The organism is Calderihabitans maritimus, from assembly GCF_002207765.1.
In the GTDB taxonomy this organism is placed as follows: domain Bacteria; phylum Bacillota; class KKC1; order Calderihabitantales; family Calderihabitantaceae; genus Calderihabitans; species Calderihabitans maritimus.
This window is the reverse complement of record NZ_BDGJ01000079.1, coordinates 1-20,164: the sequence shown is the minus strand read 5'-3', so window position 1 is coordinate 20,164 and position 20,164 is coordinate 1. Positions and strand designations below refer to the sequence as shown.

Annotated in this window: 10 protein-coding genes and 1 pseudogene; all 11 read left to right on the top strand. The window is 49.5% G+C overall.

What is annotated here, in order from left to right; genetic code table 11:
• Positions 1-361: pseudogene (locus tag KKC1_RS07170) on the top strand (hypothetical protein); the annotation flags it as partial.
• A 251-nt stretch (positions 362-612) separates the two neighbouring features.
• Entirely contained in the window at positions 613-2,523 is a 1,911-nt protein-coding gene (locus tag KKC1_RS07165; RefSeq protein WP_088553794.1) for a DUF294 nucleotidyltransferase-like domain-containing protein, read from the top strand.
• A gap of 49 nt (positions 2,524-2,572) precedes the next feature.
• Positions 2,573-3,352: a 3'-5' exonuclease gene (locus KKC1_RS07160; RefSeq protein ID WP_088553793.1), complete on the top strand. Its 780-nt coding sequence runs from the start codon at positions 2,573-2,575 to the stop codon at positions 3,350-3,352.
• 259 nt (positions 3,353-3,611) lie between these two features.
• Positions 3,612-4,745 carry an efflux RND transporter periplasmic adaptor subunit gene (locus KKC1_RS07155; protein WP_088553792.1) on the top strand — a complete coding sequence of 378 codons (1,134 nt, stop codon included), beginning with the start codon at positions 3,612-3,614 and terminating at the stop codon, positions 4,743-4,745.
• Complete coding sequence (locus KKC1_RS07150; RefSeq protein WP_088553791.1) at positions 4,745-7,876, top strand: efflux RND transporter permease subunit; 3,132 nt, start codon at positions 4,745-4,747, stop codon at positions 7,874-7,876. The genes KKC1_RS07155 and KKC1_RS07150 overlap by 1 nt, the downstream gene beginning before the upstream one ends.
• Before the next feature lie 23 nt (positions 7,877-7,899).
• Complete coding sequence (locus tag KKC1_RS07145) at positions 7,900-9,126, top strand: TolC family protein (protein WP_088553790.1); 1,227 nt, start codon at positions 7,900-7,902, stop codon at positions 9,124-9,126.
• The gene (locus tag KKC1_RS07140; protein ID WP_088553789.1) at positions 9,113-9,700 is read left to right on the top strand and encodes a TetR/AcrR family transcriptional regulator; all 588 of its coding nucleotides are present in this window, start codon (positions 9,113-9,115) and stop codon (positions 9,698-9,700) included. The genes KKC1_RS07145 and KKC1_RS07140 overlap by 14 nt, the downstream gene beginning before the upstream one ends.
• Positions 9,701-9,798: 98 nt before the next feature.
• Complete coding sequence (locus tag KKC1_RS07135; protein ID WP_088553788.1) at positions 9,799-11,619, top strand: S-layer homology domain-containing protein; 1,821 nt, start codon at positions 9,799-9,801, stop codon at positions 11,617-11,619.
• Between the two features lie 211 nt (positions 11,620-11,830).
• Positions 11,831-12,958 (top strand): stalk domain-containing protein, encoded by a 1,128-nt coding sequence (locus tag KKC1_RS07130; protein WP_088553787.1) that lies wholly within the window; start codon positions 11,831-11,833, stop codon positions 12,956-12,958.
• Positions 12,959-13,079: 121 nt separating this feature from the next.
• Complete coding sequence (locus tag KKC1_RS07125; RefSeq protein WP_143288702.1) at positions 13,080-16,325, top strand: S8 family serine peptidase; 3,246 nt, start codon at positions 13,080-13,082, stop codon at positions 16,323-16,325.
• Between the two features lie 114 nt (positions 16,326-16,439).
• The coding region (locus tag KKC1_RS07120) for a S8 family serine peptidase (RefSeq protein ID WP_088553785.1) at positions 16,440-20,164 on the top strand (3,725 nt) is incomplete at its 3' end.

Below are 20,164 nucleotides of genomic sequence, written 5' to 3'. Positions count from 1 at the left end.
ATTAAAAGAGAAGCAAGAAACTATGGCAGCGCGTCAGGATGAAATGTACCAGATATTAAAGGTGCAGGAAGAAGGACAAAAAATATTAAAAGAGAAGCAGGAAACTATGGCAGCGCGTCAGGATGAAATGTACCAGATATTAAAGGGGCAGGAGGAAGAACAAAAAATATTAAAGGAGAAGCAAGAAATTATGGCTGCGCGCCAGGACGAAATGTATCAGATACTGAGGGCCTGGGAAGAGGACAGGCCGGTAACGAAGAAGGCCGTGGATGAGCTTCAGGTTGAGGTGGCGAGAATGAAAAATCATAAACACAAAATCGTGCTACAAACTGAGGTCGAGACGGTGGCGGCCGAGGGCTAGAAAAGTAGATGAATTTAGTGACACAGTGGGGGATGAGGAAATGGAAGGAAGGTAGCTAGAGTAATCTTTTAGGATACTCTAGCTTTTTGATTTTTGAGCAACTCAGGGGCTAATTTCCATTGGCGGGCCGATTATTACTGTTAAGGCTGCAATATCGTCCTTTAACGGGTTATTGATGGCCTTGGATGGCTCTTGTGACTATAATTTAAAGTAGAGGTAGTAGCTTCATTTAGCCCGCAAGGGGGTTTAAGGTGAATAGATACGTTGAAGCGTTGCAGAAGATTCAGCCTTTTGATTCTTTGCCCGAAGACACTTTACGGCAACTGGGTAATGATTTGGAATTAAGAGAGTTTGAACCAGGTAGCTATGTTTTTCGCCAGGGAGAGAGCTCGCACCAGTGCCTCTTTCTCATCGTGGAGGGATTTGCGGAAATAACCGTTATTGACGACCGGGGTATAGAAACGGTTGTTGGATACCGGAAACAGTACGACTTTTTTGGTGAAACAGTGGTTTTGAACGATAAGAGCTATCCTGCCTCGGTGCGGGCGGTGGAGAGGCTTAAATGTCTTATTTTGGGGCGAGATATTTTTGAGACCTTGCTGGATAACTACGGTACCTTCTCCAGCTTTTTTAGCAAAATTTTGTCAAGCCGCCTGCGGGAACTTTTCAGCGAGGTGGTTCATGAACATTCCTATGAAGCTTACGGGCTGGAAACCTATCCCTTCCGAAAAAGGGCCAGTGAAATCATGTCCAGTCCGGTGATCACGGCCAAACATAATGATTCCGTCAAATCTATCGCGGAAACCATGAGCACCAAAAATATTAGCTCCGTGGTAGTGGTGGATGAAGAGGACAAACCGGTAGGACTAATTACGGAAAAAGATTTGGTGGCCAAAATTATCGCCCGGGAAAGGCAGGCGGCAGAAATTGCGGCAGAAGAAGTCATGAGCAGAAATATGATTACCGTTACTCCCGATACCTTTTTCTATCAGGTATTGCTGGCGATGGTGAAGGGGCAGGCCAAGCATGTGGCCGTGGTGGATGAGGATACTCAAAGGCTGATGGGTATCATAACCATGCGGGATATGGTCAAGTCTCGCAGTACCGGTGCCCTAATGATTATTGAAGAGATCGAGACCCAGGATACCATTGAAGGATTAGCCGTAGCCGGGCGGGAAATTGATTCCATTCTTAAAGCATTAATTGCGGAAAAAGCACCGGTACCGGAAATTTTTCAGGTTATAAGCGAGTTTCACGACCGTATAACCAGGAAGGTAATTGCTATCTGTGAAAAGGAAATGATGACGGAAGGGCATGGAAGCCCTCCGGTTGATTATTGTTTTATCAGTATGGGAAGCGCCGGACGCAAGGAGCAGACCTTGCGGACCGATCAGGATAACGGTATTATCTACCGGGATCCGGATCCGAAACAAGCAGAAAGGACAAGACATTATTTTTCCCTTTTAGGAAATAAGATTGTAGAAGGGCTGTACAGGTGCGGTTTCGCCAAGTGCAGGGGCAACGTGATGGCATCCAATCCTGACTGGTGCAAGTCGTATAGTGCGTGGAAAAGGACGGTTGCCAATTGGGTTATTAATTCCGAAGAAGAGAGCATTCGCATGCTGTCGATTTTTCTAGACTTTCGTCCTGTAGCCGGCAACCCGAAACTGGCCCAGGAGCTGCAAAAATATGTGTTTGACCTTATGAATTCTCATTCTCTGGTTTTCCGTTTCCTGGCGGAAGATGATTTCCGGTCCAGAGTACCATTGGGTTTAGGGGGCAGGTTCCTGGTTGAAAAGTCCAAGGAACACCGCAATGAAATAAATTTGAAGCGAGCTGCTTCGATACATGTGGTGGACTGTGTTAGACTCCATGCTTTACGCCACGGGATCACGGTCACCTCTACATTGGAAAGGCTGAAAGCCTTAGAGGCAAAAGGAGTATTTTCCAAGGACGACGCTCAGTTTTTTGCCGCGGCTTATGAGTCGTTGATGTTGTTTACCATTCGGGAAAACTTGCGTAAGGCTATGAAAGGGCAAAGTCCCGATAGTTATCTGGATATTACCCGCCTAACCAAGAGGGAAAAGACAATGCTTAAAGACGCCTTTAAAGCTGTTACCAAGTTGCAGAACCTCACGGCGAGCGCTTTTATGATCATGTAGATAGTTGCCGTCGGGCATAAGAGTCATCTATGGCGAGGGAGGTGCTAGTATGAGTATTTTGGGGAACGTTAAAGGCCTGGCTGTAAATCCGGCAGATGTAAGTGTGGTCGGTTCTCAATTGGTTGGGAAGAAACCCGGTTTTCTCCTGCGTTCCGTGAGGAAGCTGTTTGGAGCGCGTCCAAAGTGCCGGTGTGTTAACCACAATCTTCCTTTACAGAAGGCGCGCTTTGTGGTTATTGATATTGAGACTACCGGTTTCTATCCCGAGGCAGGCGACGAGATAATTTCTCTTGGTGCAGTGGTTATTGAAAATGGGGAAATCCGAAGGGACCAAGTTTTTCACCAGTTGGTCAACCCGGGCCGTTCCATTCCCGCTGTAGTCACCGAACTGACGGGTATCAGTGATGAAATGGTTGCCGATCAGCCGTCGATTCAAGAGATTCTTCCCGACTTTTTAGAATTCATTGGCGATGCCATCCTGGTAGGACACGTGGTGGATTTCGACCTGCATTTTATTAATAAGGAACTGGAGGAACACTTTGGGTTCACTCTTCCTCATGTTGTCCTGGATACCCGGGTGTTGGCCGGTGGTCTTCTGCCTTCTGCCGGAGACAGGTCCTTGGATAATCTTTGTCGACTTTACAATATCCCTGCGGAAGGGAGACATACGGCCCTCGGGGACGCCCTTATAACCGCCCGTCTTTTTCAGATAATTTTAAATAATCTATACATTAGAGGAGTTTATAATCTGCAAGATTTATTACAACTTTACCGGAAGCGGAATCGATTTTCCCTGATGCAGCACGTAGCGCAATCCATGCTTTTTTAATATTCAGATAATTTTAAACGTTCTGTATATAGGTCAAGAGAGGCTAGTCCGAAGGATTACGCCTCTTTATTTTTTTGTAATCGAAGTATGAATGAACCTTTAGTTCCCGCCGCCTGCGTTATGAAGTGGCAGAGGGCATGCTTCATAAAAGGAGACTTGGAAAGCAATTTGATGTTGACCTAGACTGGTTCGGATTATAGAATGAGAGTGGAACTGACCGACTCGTCGGTCGGAAAAACTGGGAGCTGGAGGGGTAGTAGTGAAAAAGGTAAGTTTGATTGCATTTATGATGGTAATGGCAAGCCTGTTACTTCTGCTCGGTGGATGTGCCGGCCGGGAGACGGCCCGTACCGAGTCGGAGGAAACGGAGTCGGTACCGGTAGAAGTACATCGGGTCTCCAGGGGTGATATTAGCAGCGCTACCACTCTCACCGGAACGGTTGAAGCTGCGCTTCAAGTAGATGTGGTGCCTAAAGTGGGCGGCAAGGTCTCCGAAGTGACCGTGGAGGTAGGAGATAGGGTACAAAAAGGCCAAGTCCTGGTGCGTTTGGACAGCAGGGAAATTCGGGCCCAGTTAAAGCAGGCGCTGGCTAATCTGGCTGCTGCTCAGGCAGGAGGACGGCAATCTTACGTTCGCCATGAGGATGCTAAAAAGAACCTGGAACGGATGGAGCAATTGTTCGAGGAAGGAGCTATTTCACAGCAGCAGCTCGATGCCGCGCGGCTGCAGTATGAAGTAGCAAGGCCGGAACTGGCCGAAGCGCAGGTGAAACAGGCGAAGGCTGCGGTAGAGATGGCCCGGGTGCAGTTGGAGAACACAGTGATTGAAGCACCGGCCAGTGGATTGGTGGCTTTTCGCTATGTTGATCCGGGCGAAATGGCGGCTCCAGGTGTTCCCGTTGTCACCATTGTGGATATTGATACTGTGAAGGTTGTCTGCTACCTAACGGAAAGGGATATAAACCGGGTGAAAGTGGGACAGGAGGTTCAGGTCAAGGTTGCTGCTGTCTCCGAAAACCCTTTTACCGGCAAGATAACGGTTATCGGCCCGGCGGCAGATCCCCGCAGAAAAAGTTATCCCATTGAGATAAGCATTCCTAACCCGGACCATATACTTAAACCGGGTATGTTTGCAAAAGTGATACTGCCTTCGGAAACCCGAAAAGATGTACTTTGGGTTCCCCAAGAGGCTATTCTGGAAGAAGGAAATAAGGAGACTGTTTTTGTAGTTGAAGAAGGTCAAGCTTTGGTTCGGGAAATTATGGTAGGTATCAGTGACGGGAAAAAGGCGGAAGTTGTTCGTGGTTTGCAGGAAGGAGAAGAAGTGGTAGTGAAGGGACAACACAGGCTGCATCACGGTATTTCGGTGACCGTTCAGGGTGGTGACCGGTAATGCGGATAACGGATTTTGCAGTTCGGCGTCCCGTAACGGTAGTTATGGTGATCTGCATAGTGCTTCTTTTAGGCGGCATTTCTTTGTCCCGGCTGGCTATAGACCTTTATCCAGACATAAAACTTCCTGTAGCGGCAGTGGTAACCAACTACAGCGGCGCTAGTCCCGAAGAGATCGAGAAGCTGGTTACCCGTCCCTTAGAAGAAATCCTGGGTACCGTGAACAATGTTGACCAGATTGTATCCGAGAGCTATGCGGGTACTTCCTTGGTGGTAGTCTGGTTTGACTGGGGTACCGATATGGATTTTGCCACTTTGCAGATGCGAGAGAAAATAGACTTCATCAAGCCTTTTTTGCCGGAGGATGTGGAAAGTCCCAAGGTTTTGAAAATGGATCCTAATATGATGCCTGTGGTGGAAGCAGCTGTTTCCGGGGGACGAAGCCAGGTAGAGTTGAAAAGATTGGTGGAGGATGTGATACAGAATCGCCTGGAACGTCTGGAAGGGGTAGCCACAGTATATGTGAGCGGCGGATTGACGCGGGAAATTCAGGTGTTGGTTGACCCGGTTAAGCTGCAGTCGTATGGGCTGTCCCTGGAACAAATAAAGCAGACACTAAGGGGTGAAAACCTTAATCTTTCCAGCGGAGAGATAGTGGAAGGAAAAACAGAGCTATTCGTACGCACCCTAGGAGAATTTCGCAATGTCGAGGAAATTGAAAAGGTACTGCTGCCCCTTCCCGGCGGAGGCAGTGTTTACCTGAAAGATGTTGCTGACGTAATAGACGGGTACAAAGAAGTTGATCAAATTACGCGTGTCAACGGTCAGCCCAGCATTGGTGTTCATGTAATAAAGCAAAGCAAGACCAATACTGTACAAGTGGCCCAAAGGGTTAAAAAAGAGTTAGAAAAATTGAAAAGAGAAATGCCTGATGACATTCAAATTGACATCGTTTCCGATCAGTCTCGTTTTATTGAACAGGCCATCGGAAGAGTTGCTCAAAACACTATTGTTGGTGGGATCTTCGCGGTATTGATCCTGTTCCTTTTTCTCCGCAACCTCCGCAGTACGCTGGTTATAGGTATTGCCATACCCATTTCCATCATCAGTACGTTCATCCTAATCTATTTTAATAACCTGACGCTCAATATGATGTCCCTCGGTGGTTTGGCCTTAGGCGTAGGTATGATGGTTGACAGTTCCATAGTCATTTTGGAAAATATCTTCCGCTGGCGGCAGGAAGGCCATGGGCGAGAGCAAGCGGCAGTGGAAGGGTCCAATGAGGTAGCCAGTGCGGTGGTAGCTTCTACTCTTACTACTATTGCTGTATTCCTGCCCATAGTTTTTGTAGAAGGCATTGCTGCTCAGTTGTTCCGGCAATTAGCCATGACTGTTTCGTTTTCCCTGGCAGCTTCCTTATTAGTATCCCTGACTTTGGTTCCTATGCTGTCATCCCGTCTTTTGCTGGTTAACGATATGCATGATAGCAAACGGCTTGGGCTGAGGCGGGCAGTAGACCTGGTGGGAAACTTACTGGAGGCATTGACGGAAAGATACCGAAAGACTTTACAGTGGTCTTTAAGGCACCGTAAGGCAGTGGTGGTACTGGTTGCCGCAGCTTTGGCAGGCAGTTTCCTCCTGGTACCGGTAGTCGGGATGGAGTTTCTACCCCGCATGGATACGGGTGAGATTGCTATAGACATCGAATTGGCGAAAGGCTCGCTTCTTTCTGAGACTGATGAAATTGCTACCAGAGTTGAAAACATAGTAAAAGAAATACCTGAGGTGAAAAAGGTATTTACTAGCGTAGGCTCTCCGGCGGACCAGATGATAGGGTTGGGCTCCGCTCAAGCAGAACTGGCCAGAATGAGAGTTATGCTGGTAGATAAGAACCAAAGAAGCCGGAGTACAGAAGATGTAGTGGAAGAAATCCGCCGCAAAGTTCGGGATATTCCCGGAGCGGACATAGACGTACGAGAGAGCGATCCCCGCCAGGCAGGCGGTCCTACGGTGGCTCCTATCAGCATTTCCATCAAAGGGGATGAACTACCGGTCCTGATGGATTTAGCCGCACAGGTGAAAGAAGTGGTGGAACAGGTTCCCGGTACCCGGGAGGTGGTATCAAGTATCACCGAAGGACGTCCTGAAATGCAGTTGCGTATAGACCGGGACCGGGCAGCCCGGTACGGGCTCAACGCTGCCCAAATAGCGGCAGCAGTAAAAACGGCTCTTAAAGGAGATGTGGTGACCCGATTTCGTACCGGAGATGATGAAATAGACGTGCGGGTTCAACTGCCGGCATGGGCGAGGGAAAACCTGCAGGATTTGAAGGATTTAACTGTTGTTTCGCCGCTGGGTTTCCATGTTCCTCTCTCGGAAGTGGTTACTTTTGAGAAAGCAGCGGGTCCCGGCAAAATTGACCGGGAAGATCAGGTGAGGGTGGCTAAGGTAGAGAGCCAGATTAGCGGCCGGGACCTGGGAAGTGTGGTCAAAGACATTCAGGCGGAACTCCGCGACTTTCCGTTGCCACCTGGTTATACCATAGAATACGGTGGAGAAAACGAGGAAATGAGGGAGTCCTTTGGCAGCTTGTTACTAGCTTTGGTTCTGGCTATAGTACTGGTGTATATGGTTATGGCCTCCCAGTTTGAGTCTCTAACGCATCCTTTTATAATCATGTTTTCCATGCCTACGACTTTCGTCGGGGTAGTACTGGGTTTGGCTCTAACCGGCAGGAATTTCAGCGTTCCTACTTTTATCGGAGTGATTATGCTGGCAGGTATCGTAGTAAACAACGCTATTGTACTGGTCGACTACATAAATACCCTAAGGCGAAGAGGACTGTCTAGGAACGAGGCTATCCTAAAGGCAGGGCCGGTAAGGCTCAGGCCCATCCTGATGACCACCTTAACCACCGTTCTGGCTCTGCTGCCCACGGCGGCGGGAATCGGAACGGGTAGTGAAGCAGCAGCTCCTATGGCCACGGCAGTGGTCAGCGGCTTAACGGTTTCTACTGTGTTTACCCTGGTAGTGGTGCCGGTGGTCTACACTCTGGTAGATGATTTAGGCGCCTGGTTGAAGAGGAAGATCAGGAGAAAAACCGGAAGCGGCTCGATAGCTTTGAAGCCGTAAACGGGTGAAACGGAGGGGGATCAATGTTTAAACGGACGGTAATTTTGGTAGCGGTTTTGGTGTTGCTAACAGTTGCCGGGGCAGGCAGCAGCATGGGGGAAGGCGGGGAATACCTGGAACTTTCCCTTGCTGAAAGCATTCGGATGGCGCTGGAAAACAACGGACAAGTGAAATTGGCGCAGTTGGCCGTGGAGGATGCGGAAAGGGCCCTGGAGGAGGCGGAAGATCAGGCGGAAGAAGTTGAAGATAAGGAAGATGTTTTAGTCGGCTTGGGGATGATGACTTCTCTGGAGGCGGCGAAGGCCCAGCATGTGGCTCCCCGGGCGGCAGAAGCACAGCTTAAAATTGCCCGGGCAGCCCTGGACTACACCAAACGTTCCATCAGCCTGGCAGTGGAGAAAAGTTATTATGACCTTATCAAGGCGGAGAAAACAGTTTCCGTCAGCCAGGCGGCCTACGAGCGGGCCGTGGTCCAACTGAATACCGCACAGGCAAGCTTGAGAGCCGGTATGGTGGCTAAAAACGACGTTTTGATGGCCGAAGTCCAGCTGGCTAAAGCTAAAGCCGACCTGGCTACTGCGGAAAACAACTACCGGCTGGCGTTAATGCAGTTTAACCGGACTTTGGGAATAGACCTGAATACTCCGGTAAGGCTTACCGATACGGCTGAATATGAAATGGTGGAAGAGATCGACCTGGCAGAAGTTATAGAAGAGGCCCTGCAGACCGACCTAGCCATGGTACAGGCCAGGGAAGGGGAAGCGGTAGCTGCCTTGAACTTTGAATACACGAGCAAGTACTATACGCCGAATGTTTTTGCCTACCGCCAGGATAAGTATGCGTTGGAGCAGGCTAAAGTAAAGCTGGAGGAAACCAGGCAGGATACTATGCTGGCGGTATACCAGGCTTATAACAACCTGAAGACGGCAGAGGCCAACTACCATGTATTGACCAAAAGTGTAGAGCAGGCTAAAGAAAGCCTGCGTTTATCCCAGCTCCGGTATGAAGTTGGGGTGGCCACCAGCCTGGAGGTGCTTCAGGCCTCGGAGGCATTGCAAAGAGCAGAACTGATGGCTTTAGAGGCCTTGCATGCTTATAACCTGGCCAGAGCCCAGTTCAAGTACCGGGTATTTGGTCTTTCCGCAAACGGCAGCTACGGAGCCGGTGGCGCCACCTTACCGGCCGCTTTAGCCGGTATGAATCAGAACGGTTTGAGCGGGCAAGGAGTTGGAACCTATGGAAATCAGTAACTCTAAACCTGATACCCGCAGCCGAATTCTCCAGGCTGCAATCCGGGTATTTTCCCAAAAAGGATTTCATAATGCCCGGGTAGAAGAGATTGCTACCGAGGCTCAGGTGGGTAAAGGGACTGTCTACGAGTACTTTTCCAGTAAAGAAGAGCTTTTCTACCAGTTGTTTAAGTCCTGTAGCGATGCGTACTTGAAGTCTCTAACCCAGGACCTGGCGTCGTTGAATTCGGTGGGCGACCGGTTGGAGAAGATAGTTTACCTGCATCTGAAGTTTATTAAAAACCATAGAGATATTGCCCGTATTATTTTTCAGGAACATCATGAGCTGGGAGAAAAGTTACACCGCTGGATCTGGAGCAAGCGAGAGGAGAAGTTAAACATTATAAGCAATTTATTGGAGGAAGGTATCCGGAAGGGAGAACTGCGGGCGGTAAATACCCGGGTGGCGGCGCAGGTATTCCTGGGAGCGGTAGTATCGGTAGGTAGCACAATAGCATTTGCCGGTGATGACGTTCCCCTTGCGGAAACCACTACAGCTATAGTTGAGATTTTCTTAAAAGGAGTGGGGAGATAGCTGGTGGGAGAATTTTCTCCCGCCAGCTTTTTTTGGAGGAATTTGGCTATAGGAGGCGAATCAGGTAATATACGGTCAAAAATAAGGAGGGAGTGTTGGTGATAGAGAAACTCAACAGACGACTTTTTGCCGGCGTGTTAGCTGTGGCAATTATGCTTATTTTTGGTGCTCAAATGGCCTGGGCCGGCAATGTATTGATCTTTCGCGATGTTAAAGCGGGCCACTGGGCGGAAAAAGCCATCGCGGAAATGAAGTTCAAGGGAGTCATAAAGGGCATAAGCCAGACCGAGTTTGGGGTCAATGATAATGTGAAGCGACAGGAAGTTGTAGTTATGCTGATAAGGGTTTTGGGATTGGAGGAGGAAGCAAAAGGGAAGGAACTACCCATCAGTTTTGGAAACCCGGAAGCAGTTGCCCCCTGGGCCCGGGAAGCGGTGGCCCTAGCGGTGGAGAAGGGCATTATAGCCGGTGGGGACCTTTGGGACTTTCGCCCTCAGGAGGAAGCAAAGCGTTGGGAGGTAGCCGTTTTAGCAGTTCGGGCCATGGGGCTTAGGGAGGAGGCCGGGAGTAAGGAAGGAGCAGCTTTGGAATTTACTGATACCCAAGGACTTTTACCCTGGATCAAGGGATATATCGCCGTGGCCGTGGAAAAGGGAATATTCCGCGGGGATGCCAGCCAGACCTTCCGGCCCAATGATCCAATAACGCGGGGAGAAATGGCGGTGATCCTGGCGCGGCTGGATGACCAACTAAAGAAGCTGGAAGGAAAAGTGCAGAAAGGTGAAGTTTTCTCTAAAAGTCCTTCCGCTTCGGTTATTATTTTAAAAACGGCTGATGGTGTCTACCGTAGCGTTTCCGTGGATAACAACGTCTTTGTATACCGGGAGGGCCAACGCATTTCATGGACCGAACTACAGCCCTCGGAAAAAATAGCCTACATCCTGAACGAGCAGCAGAAAGCACAGTACATAGAGGTTATTAAGAAAGAAGATTTCCAGTGGGAGGAAGAGGAGAAGGATGTCGAAGGAACCATTTCTGAGGTTAAGACCGGCGAGCGAGCTTCCATAACCATTCGCCTGGGAGACGGAACGGAAACTACTTATTACCTTACGGCGGATACTGATATATACCTTGATTACCGGGAAGCGGAGATAGAAGATTTAGTGAGTGGCCAGGAAGCGAAGCTGACGGTTAAAGGTTCAGAGATTATAAAGATTTTTGCCACCAGCTTTGAAAGAGAAGTGGAAGGTACTTTGGTGAAAGTAGAATTCGTGCCTCAAACCACCATTACGGTAGAGACGGAAGAGGAAGGCACTAAGACCTTCCCGGTGGCTGAAGATGAAGAACTCCGGGTACGCAAAGACGGAGACCGGGTGAGTTTGAGGGAACTTTACCCCGGTGACCTTGTGGAACTGGAACTTAAAAATGAAGTAGTTCAGAGGATTTATGCCGAAACGGTTGAAAATGAAGTATCCGGTACAGTCAGAGCCGTGACTATTGCCGACAATTCCCGCATTGATATATCAACAGAGGACGGCGAAGAAGTAAGCTACGACTTGGCTCCGGAAGTGGTCATTGAGAAAGATGGTAAGCGCATTGAGGTTAATGAGCTCAAGCCGGGGGATTACGTTGTAGCAACTGTTTCCGGAGAGAGGATTATTTCGATGGAAGTAGAAGCCAGGATAGTTGCTGATTACTTAATGGAGGAAATTGAAAACATCAACGAGGAAGCAGGAGTTATCGTTCTCAAAGACGTAAACAAGCCGGTGTTCGTGGATGATGACACGGTTATCTATCGTTTTGGTGAAAGGGTAGACCTGGATGACCTGCAGCCGGAGGACACAATTATTGCCGTAGGCCGGTTAAAATCGGGTATTCTGGAGGCAGAAATAGTGGTGGTACTGATTTCCAAGGAATAATGGATTAAGCTGGTGGTAGTTTCCAATAACATTTTAGGACTTAGGTCCTATAAAAAATGAGACCGGGGTTGGATATGAATAACATCAATCCTGTGGTAAATTTTTCTCAGACAAAAGAATATTGTGGGTGAGCTACCCCCAGAAATGAGCTCATGGGAGCGAAATTTATCCATGGAAGGCAAAAATAACTAGTTGGGAGGGGTGCATCCAAATGAAAGGCTGGCGTTCCTTAGTTGCTTTGCTGCTGGTGAATTTGCTGATTTTTGGTATGGCCACGGTAACGTTGGGTGAGGTAACCTCTGTCTCATCTAACGATACCGGGACGGTGTCAAAAGAATTAGCTGCTAGTCAAGGGGATGACACGCAAGAAGTGCAGGAAGTTGCTGGAGAGGAAGTACAGGAAGAGGAGGCTGATAGCGAGGAAGACGAGCTGGATGTTGAGGTAGAGGAGGAAGAAGAGATTGATAACGAGGAAAACGAGCTGGATGTTGATATAGAGGAGGAAGAAGATTCTGACCTGAAACAGGATGCAGAACTGGAAGATAAAGAAGATATGGACGAAGCCAAAGAAGAAAATGGAGAAAAGGAGGAGAAACCTCTTCACCGTAAAGGGTTATTCCGGGCTTTGGAACGTGTGTTGAAACATGCCGGTCCGGTTGCTCAGGTGACACTGCTGGAAAAAGCCTATCAACAGGACCCGGAAGCAGCGCTGGAAATAGTAGAAAAGGTTTTGGAGGAACAGCAGGAGAGAATTGAACAGAGGACAGAAATGATGGAGGAAGTACTGGAGACTTTAGACGAAATCAGGGAGGAAGCCCAGTCAGAAGTAAAAGATAAGCAGAAAAAGGTCCTCAAAGATCTGGCCAAAGCATACCTGAAACTAGGGAAGGCAATGGAAGCAGTACAAAGTCTGGAACAGGCCCTGACTGCCGATCCTCATGACCGGGAAGCTTATAAACAGGTTGGTAAATTGTACCGGAAAATGCTTAAAAAGCAGGGTATAATCACCTATTTCAAAGGAAAGAAAGCAGAGTTTGATGTGGAGCCGCAATTAGAGAACGGGCGTACCCTGGTTCCTTTCCGGGCGCTGGCGGAAGCTTTGGGGGCTGAGGTGCAATGGGACCCATCCACCAGGACGGTAACCGTGACCAAAGGTAACCGTACAGTGGAACTCGTGGTGAACAGCATCCGGGCCCGCGTTGACGGGAAAGAATATATTTTAGATGTACCTGCCAGGGTGGTTCGAGGTCGGACTTTAGTGCCTATCCGCTTCCTCAGCGAAAGCCTGGAAGCTAACGTAGACTGGCTTCCCGAGGAACAGGTAGTTATAGTAAACTAAAGAGGATGAGAAATACCCCGCAACCGCGGGGTATATTTTTTGTTCCTGCCAATAGAGGAAAGATGTACTAGCCTGCCGAAATATTAGTCTAGAACATATAAGAGAAAAGGGGTATTTTTTGTTGAAAGCAACAAGAATTGTACTGGTAGCATGTTGGGTGCTAATTTTGACCGCTGTACTTCTGGGGAATGTGCGGAACGTTTATGCCTACGAGGATACAAAAGGACACTGGGCGGAACAGACGATCGACTTGATTACCAGCCGGCAATTAGTTAACGGATATCCCGACGGAAACTTTCGTCCCGACCAGCCGGTCACGCGGGCGGAAATGGCCAGGATAATGGTTGGGGTTATGGGTATGGAAGACTTGCTTTCTCAACTGGAGGATGTTCCTTCCTTTTACGCTGATGTTAGCTCCGACCACTGGGCTAAAGCTGCTATCGAATTGATGCGGGAGGCGGGCGTAGTTCAAGGTTATCCACCGGGGATTTTCCGGCCCGACCAGCCGGTTACCCGGGAGGAAGCACTGATTATACTGGCACGAACACTTAACGGAATAGAAGTAGAAAATGAGGAAAAACTGCCGTTTATAGATCGAGATGCAATATCACCTTGGGCGGTGGAAGGGATCAAGCAGCTGGTCTCTCTGGAAATAGTGAAGGGTTATCCGGACGGAACGCTGCGCCCGCAGGAAAAGGCCAGCCGAGCAGAAGTGCTGGCCTTGGTTGAAAGGTTGTTGGGAATTAAAGGTGATCGGTATGAATTTTCGGGAACTCTTCTAGAGGTGAAACAACCTTCCAGGGCGATGGAGATAGAACTTAACGGGGAAGCTCTAACTTTTTCCTATAAACCCGATCTCCCCGTTTACAGCGGAGACCATAGAATTTCTGTTACCGAACTGGCATATGAACTTCCGCGCCGAATTTTATTTAATTTGAATCGCTCGGGGGGGATTTCTTATCTGGAAACAGCCGATACTTTTACGGATAACGTGCAACTTACCGTTACCCGGCGGTACAATCCCTACCGGGAAGTACAAGAACACATCAAGCAACACATGACTTATTTATCGGCTCCCCGGGTAAATCTCGAGAAAAATCCCGAACTCAGTCTTGAGACGACTAAGAAGGAAATGAAGGTCCCGCAAATGGTTAGCCGAACTGGAGCGAACGGAGAGGGAGTAATTATTGCTGTGGTGGATACGGGAGTGGATCCCCTGCACCCTGACTTGCAGCAAACCGTTTCCGGAGAGAAGAAAATAATTCAGTGGGTGGATTTCACCCGGGAAGGCTGGGTAAATACCGAGCGCTCTCTCGTGGCGGGAAAAGATAAATATTATATTGACGGGCAGGAGTTTCATGTGGGATTCATTCCGTCCGCCGGAGGCATTTATCATTACGGTTTTTTCAAGGAAATGGATATTCACCGGGATGTTAATTTTGACCAAGATTTAAACGAAAAGTTCTTAGTTTTAATTACCGATCCTAATTCCAAGGGGGTTTACGAAGCGGTTTACATTGATACCGATGGAGACGGCTTCCTCGGTGAAGAGAACGCTTTGAAACCATATGGACAGGAATTTCAGAAAGCGGCTTTTAAAGGGGAAACCGATGATAGGCAGTTTAGCTTCGTAGTTACTGAGCTAAGCTCTAATGGCACCGGTGTCAATTTAGGTTTTGATGCCAACGGTCACGGCACCCATGTAGCAGGCATTGCGGCGGCAAACGGACGGTTAAAGGGAGTAGCTCCGGGTGCTAAAATTATGGTAGTAAAGGCTATTCAATCCAACGGAGAAGCAGACTGGAGCATTTTAAAAGGAGCGTTGGAATACGCCGCCGCTCACGGTGCTGATATAATTAACCTTAGTTTAGGATTCTATCAAGATGTGACCGCCGGGAACAATTCTCTAGCTCAACTGGTAAATCGCTTGAGCGAGGAGCACGGTGTATTGTTCACTGTCGCCAGCGGTAACCGCGGTCCCGGCTTGGGGTCGGTGGCCACCCCCGCCAACGCGGACAAGGCTATCAGTGTGGGAGCCTATGTTTCTCCCCGCATGTGGTTGAATGATTTCGGCTGGGAAGTAGAGCGTGAAAGTCTTTGGTTTTTTAGTTCGGTAGGGCCTCGCAAAGATGGGGAACTGGTTCCTACGGTAGTGGCTCCCGGAAGCGCCGTATCCACTGCTCCCCTCTGGCTTCCCCATTCTTACTACCTGGCGGAAGGAACCAGTATGGCTGCTCCCCATGCCGCCGGTGTTGCCGCTCTGCTTTTAGATGCTGCTGGAAGAGAACAAAAAACGGTGACGCCGGAAATGATCAAGAAGGCGGTGGCGGCGGGAGCCAAAAAAATAGAAGGGCTTTCCGAAGTAGAAGCGGGCTTTGGGGTGATTGATGCCCTCGCCGCTTGGGAACGGTTGGAAGAGATGGCAGGGGAAAATGCGGGCGTGAAAGCTCGTACTTACAATCTTCTGTACGGCTCTGGACAGGGTCTGTATGCCCGGGAGTTTCTGCCGGGGCAGATAAACTACTGGATAGAAGGAACAGAAACCGCTGCCTTACGCCTGCGCTGGAGGTCAACCGCCCAGTGGATGGCTCCTTTACTGAAAGAGACGGCGGTGGCAGGAGGAGGCGGTCGGACCCTGCCGGTAAAATTTGAACTGCCGGAACAGCCTGGGCTTTATACCGGATTATTGCAGGGAGATGTACCGGAAACACCGGGTATAGATTTACAGCTTTTGAATACCGTAGTTCGTCCATATGAATTTACAGCCGGGAATAACTTCCGCTGGGAGTTTTCGGACAGTCTTGGGGCCGCCCAATACCGTCGCTATTTCTTCCGTGTTCCCCCTGGGACGGAAAGGCTGTCCAGTCGGCTGGAAGTTCCGCGGGATAAGCAGGGAAGATATCAGGGAAGGGCTAGAATACACCTGGTGACACCCGGCGGAGAGGAAGTGGGAATGACTGATTATGCCGGTTTTGGGCCGGAGGATACGGTGATACGGGGACAGGTTTCGGCTACGGTAGAGGATCCCCGCCCGGGAGTATGGGAGGTGGTTGTTTACAGTTCGGCGACCCTCAGTCTCTACGAAGCCCGGGAATCTCGGTATACTTTGGAAGTAACGATTGATGGCAGTGCCGGGCCGGAAAAGGAAGAACTCGAAGCAATTCCCTACATTTTTGGCGTGGTACACCAGCAAGTTATCCCCGACCGGGTCAATTATATAACCCTGCACGTCCGGGATAAAGAGGGGAAAAAACCGGTGGAGGGAGAAATAGAAATTAATGGCCGGCTGTATAGTATAAATGGCGGCCGGGTTACTTTCCCGGCGAAGGCGGAAAACGGTTTCCTGAAGATATCTGTAGGGTTGTAATTTTGGGACTGCCCCTCAGGGCAGTCTTTTCCATTTAAAGGACAGGGTGGCAGAGGAATCCGGAACTTGTTGTCGAATTATGGCTATAAATCTAACATTTAGGGTGAACACGCTGTGGTTAAATCACGCCTGCTTGTTACAGGAATTCTAGTTGTCCTGTTCTTTTTTATTGTCGTTCCCCAAGGAACGGCTGCTCAAGGCAAGGATAGAGGGAAAAAAGACGGAAAGAAAGCGGCGGAATTTATTCCCGGTGAAATCTTGGTTAAATTTAAACCGGGAGTGAGCAGCTTGGTGCGCCAGAAAGTACATGACAAATTTAAGGCCAAGGTTGTGAAGAGAAGTACAAAACTGGGGATTGAAAGGGTGAAGCTGCCCGCCGGGGCGAAAATTGCTGAAATTCTTGAGCAGTACCGCCGTAACTCCAACGTAGAATTTGCCGAACCAAATTACATATTCCATGCCGACTGGACTCCTGATGACCCCGGTTATCCCGATCAGTGGGGGCTACCGAAAATCAATACCCCGCAGGCCTGGGATATAACGCGGGGGAGCACCACGGTGAAAGTGGCTGTAGTGGATACGGGGGTGGACCTGAACCATCCGGACCTGCAGGCCAACCTGGTCGGTGGGTATAATGCCATCAACGGGGGCTCGGCCCAGGACGATAACGGTCACGGCACCCATGTGGCGGGGATAATTGCGGCCGTGACCAACAACGGTATAGGAGTAGCTGGGGTGGCTCCTCAAGTTAAGATAATTCCAGTCAAAGTGCTAGATGCCAACGGTAGTGGTTATCTAAGCGACGTGGCTGAAGGTATCCGCTGGGCCGCCGATAACGGGGCCGATGTGATAAACCTGAGTCTGGGAGCTTCGGTGGATACTTATACAATGCGGGAAGCAATTAATTATGCCTATAACAAAGGAGTGGTTATCGTAGCGGCCGCTGGTAACGACTACAGGGGAACAGTCAATTACCCGGCGGCCAACGACCATGTCATAGGTGTTTCGGCCACGGACAGCGAAGATTTCTTAGCCTACTTTTCCAATATTGGTCCCCAGGTGGATGTGGCCGCTCCTGGCCTGAATATCTTGAGTACCTACTGGTATCAATCGTCCTCCACGTATGCTTTTTTAGATGGTACTTCGATGGCAACTCCCTTTGTGGCTGGCTTGGCCGCTTTGATCCGCAGTCAGAATGACAGTCTTACGCCGGATCAGGTGGAGGGAAAAATTAAGGCTGCCGCCGTAGACTTGGGAGCTCCGGGTAAAGACGACGTGTACGGCTACGGGCGTATAGATGCCTACCGGGCCTTAGGGAATCCTCCCCCGGGTGATGTCTGGGAGGATAACGATACTGCCGGACAGGCTCCGTTACTGAATGACGGTATCACCTTAAACCCGACCTTTTACCCGGCAGGAGACCAGGACTGGTTTAAAATCAATACTAGCACCGGTAAGCTAGTAATAGATGTGCTCCCCTCTTCCGAGGCCGATGCAATAGTGGAGGTTTATGATTCCGGTCTGTCACTGGTAGGCCAGGCGGACACCACCGGGAGCGGCGGGAGAGAACACTTGAGCCTGAGCGGTTTGAGTTCCGGTAACTACTATCTTAAAATTTATGAGGCAGGGGGCAATTCTTTTTCCAATCCCTATACTCTTGCCGTGTCTACCGTCGGTGACGGCCAAGAAAATAACAACGTAGCCCTGATGGCTTCCGCCGTAACCAGCGGGCAGACTATTTATCCGACTCTTAACCCGGCGGGAGATGAAGACTGGTTCAGTATATATGCCCATGAACCGGGAGACCTCACGGTAAGCGTACAGCCTCCCTCTAATATGGATGCGGCCATAAGGATTTATGATTCTAATTTGAACCGTCTTACTACCATTGATAGTTATTATGAGGGAGGCAGTGAATCGGGGACCGTCAGCCTGTTGCAAGGGGGAACTTATTACATTCAGGTTTACGATTACTTCAATGCCCAGTCGAACGGGAGTTATGCCTTTACCGCCACTTATACCGACACTACCAAGCCGGTCATCAGTAATGTAAGTGATGGACCAGATCCTTTTCTGGCGGCTCACAATGCCAGCAACATTTCCTTTACTCTGTCGGAAGAAGCATTTGTTACGGTAAAAATTTATGCCGGGAGCACTCTGGTGAAAACCTTATTAAATAATAGCCTGCGGGGAGCAGGTTCTCACAGCGTATCTTGGGACGGAACCAATAACTTGGGTTACCGGCTACCAGACGGTCTGTATACTTACAAGATTAATGCGACAGACTTAGCTGGAAATGTAGCAGATGAGGTTTCCGGCACTATATACCTGGACAAATCAATCCCGGAAATTAGCAATTTAAGGGTTACGCCTTCAATTTTCTCTCCGGTTATCGGGGATGCGACGATTAATTACGAGCTCTCGGAAGAGTCTCTGGTATCGCTGATCGTGGAGGACCTCAGCGGTAACCCGGTACGAGTTCTGCTGGACAATGTCCGGCAGGCTGCCGGAAGCCAGAATGCTTATTGGGACGGGAACAACGACAGCGGTGGGCGTGTATCTGACGGGGAGTACATTTTGCGGGTTGAGGCGGTAGACCTTCGCGGAAATCCTTCCGATGCGGTTAATGCGTCCGTGGTGGTTGACGGCACTCCGCCGGGTGTGGAGAGCATTTACCCGGCCGATGGTGCTACCAGTATAAGTCTGAACAGTTCCATTAAGGTTATCTTTAGCGAAGAAATAGACATCTCGTCATTAAATGTTAGTACTTTTACCCTTTTTGCTGCCGGTACACCCGTGTCCGGTTTGGTGTCCTATGACGCTGCGCTCAAGCAGGCGGTCTTCACACCTTTTACTTCTCTGGAGGAAAACACCTGGTATAGTGTCGTTCTGGACGGGGTAATCAAGGATCTGGCCGGCAATTCCCTCGGCCAGCCTTACACCTGGTCTTTCCGTACTGCCGATCTTACTTCGCCGCAAACGGCGGTAGTGAGCCCCGTCGAGGGCTCTGCTTTGAAAGACCAGGTAACCTTGAAAGCTTCGGTACGGGATGGAGGGGGTATAAAAGAAGTTTACTTCGAGTATTCCGCCGACGGCAGTAATTGGATGACGCTGCCGGGAACCGCAGTCTTGCGGGAAGGAACTGTTTTGGAAGGCCTTTGGGAATATACCTGGGAAGTTACGGGGCTGCCCGAAAACGTTTATATCCGGGTCAAGGCTATTGATCTAGGCGGCAATACCGGTTATTCTCAACCGGTTTTCTACCAGGTTTTACAATCGAATGAGGTAATGGTAGATACCGGTGGCGGGGAGTACAATTTTGAACAGGGACAGGTTAAGCTGATTATTCCTCCTGATGCTTTTGCGAGCCAGACTCGTATTCGGGTATCCAAAGTGGACCAGAACGGGACGGTCGCCCCTCCTTCCGGTTACCGGCTGGTAGGAGCAGTCTACGATTTCACTGCCGAAACGGAATTTAATTCCCCCGTCACGGTAGTTTTTAAGTACAACCCGGAAGAACTAGGTGACGCAGTGGAAGAGGCTTTAAAAGTATATTACCTTAAGCCGACAACCAACAAGTGGGAACCGGTAGGCGGCAAGGTAAATACTGTTACCCATACGGTAACGGTAGAGCTGGAGCACTTTAGCCAGTACGCCTTGCTGGCTCCTGAAAAGCGCTACTACCTGGCCACCCCCACCCGGGACGTCTATGGCAACAGCTATTTCAACCCCGACAACTTTACCAACTACCCGTACGAAATATACTTGCCTAACGAAACCGACCCGGCGAGCTACCGTATTCACACCAGCTATACCCGGGATACCGACGCCTGCGCCTC

What these genes read in the sequence shown, in the direction of transcription:
- KKC1_RS07160 (WP_088553793.1), top strand. Translation starts at nt 2,573, where the DNA reads ATGAGTATTTTGGGGAACGTTAAAGGCCTGGCTGTAAATCCGGCAGAT.
- KKC1_RS07150 (WP_088553791.1), top strand. Translation starts at nt 4,745, where the DNA reads ATGCGGATAACGGATTTTGCAGTTCGGCGTCCCGTAACGGTAGTTATG.
- KKC1_RS07145 (WP_088553790.1), top strand. Translation starts at nt 7,900, where the DNA reads ATGTTTAAACGGACGGTAATTTTGGTAGCGGTTTTGGTGTTGCTAACA.
- KKC1_RS07140 (WP_088553789.1), top strand. Translation starts at nt 9,113, where the DNA reads ATGGAAATCAGTAACTCTAAACCTGATACCCGCAGCCGAATTCTCCAG.
- KKC1_RS07130 (WP_088553787.1), top strand. Translation starts at nt 11,831, where the DNA reads ATGAAAGGCTGGCGTTCCTTAGTTGCTTTGCTGCTGGTGAATTTGCTG.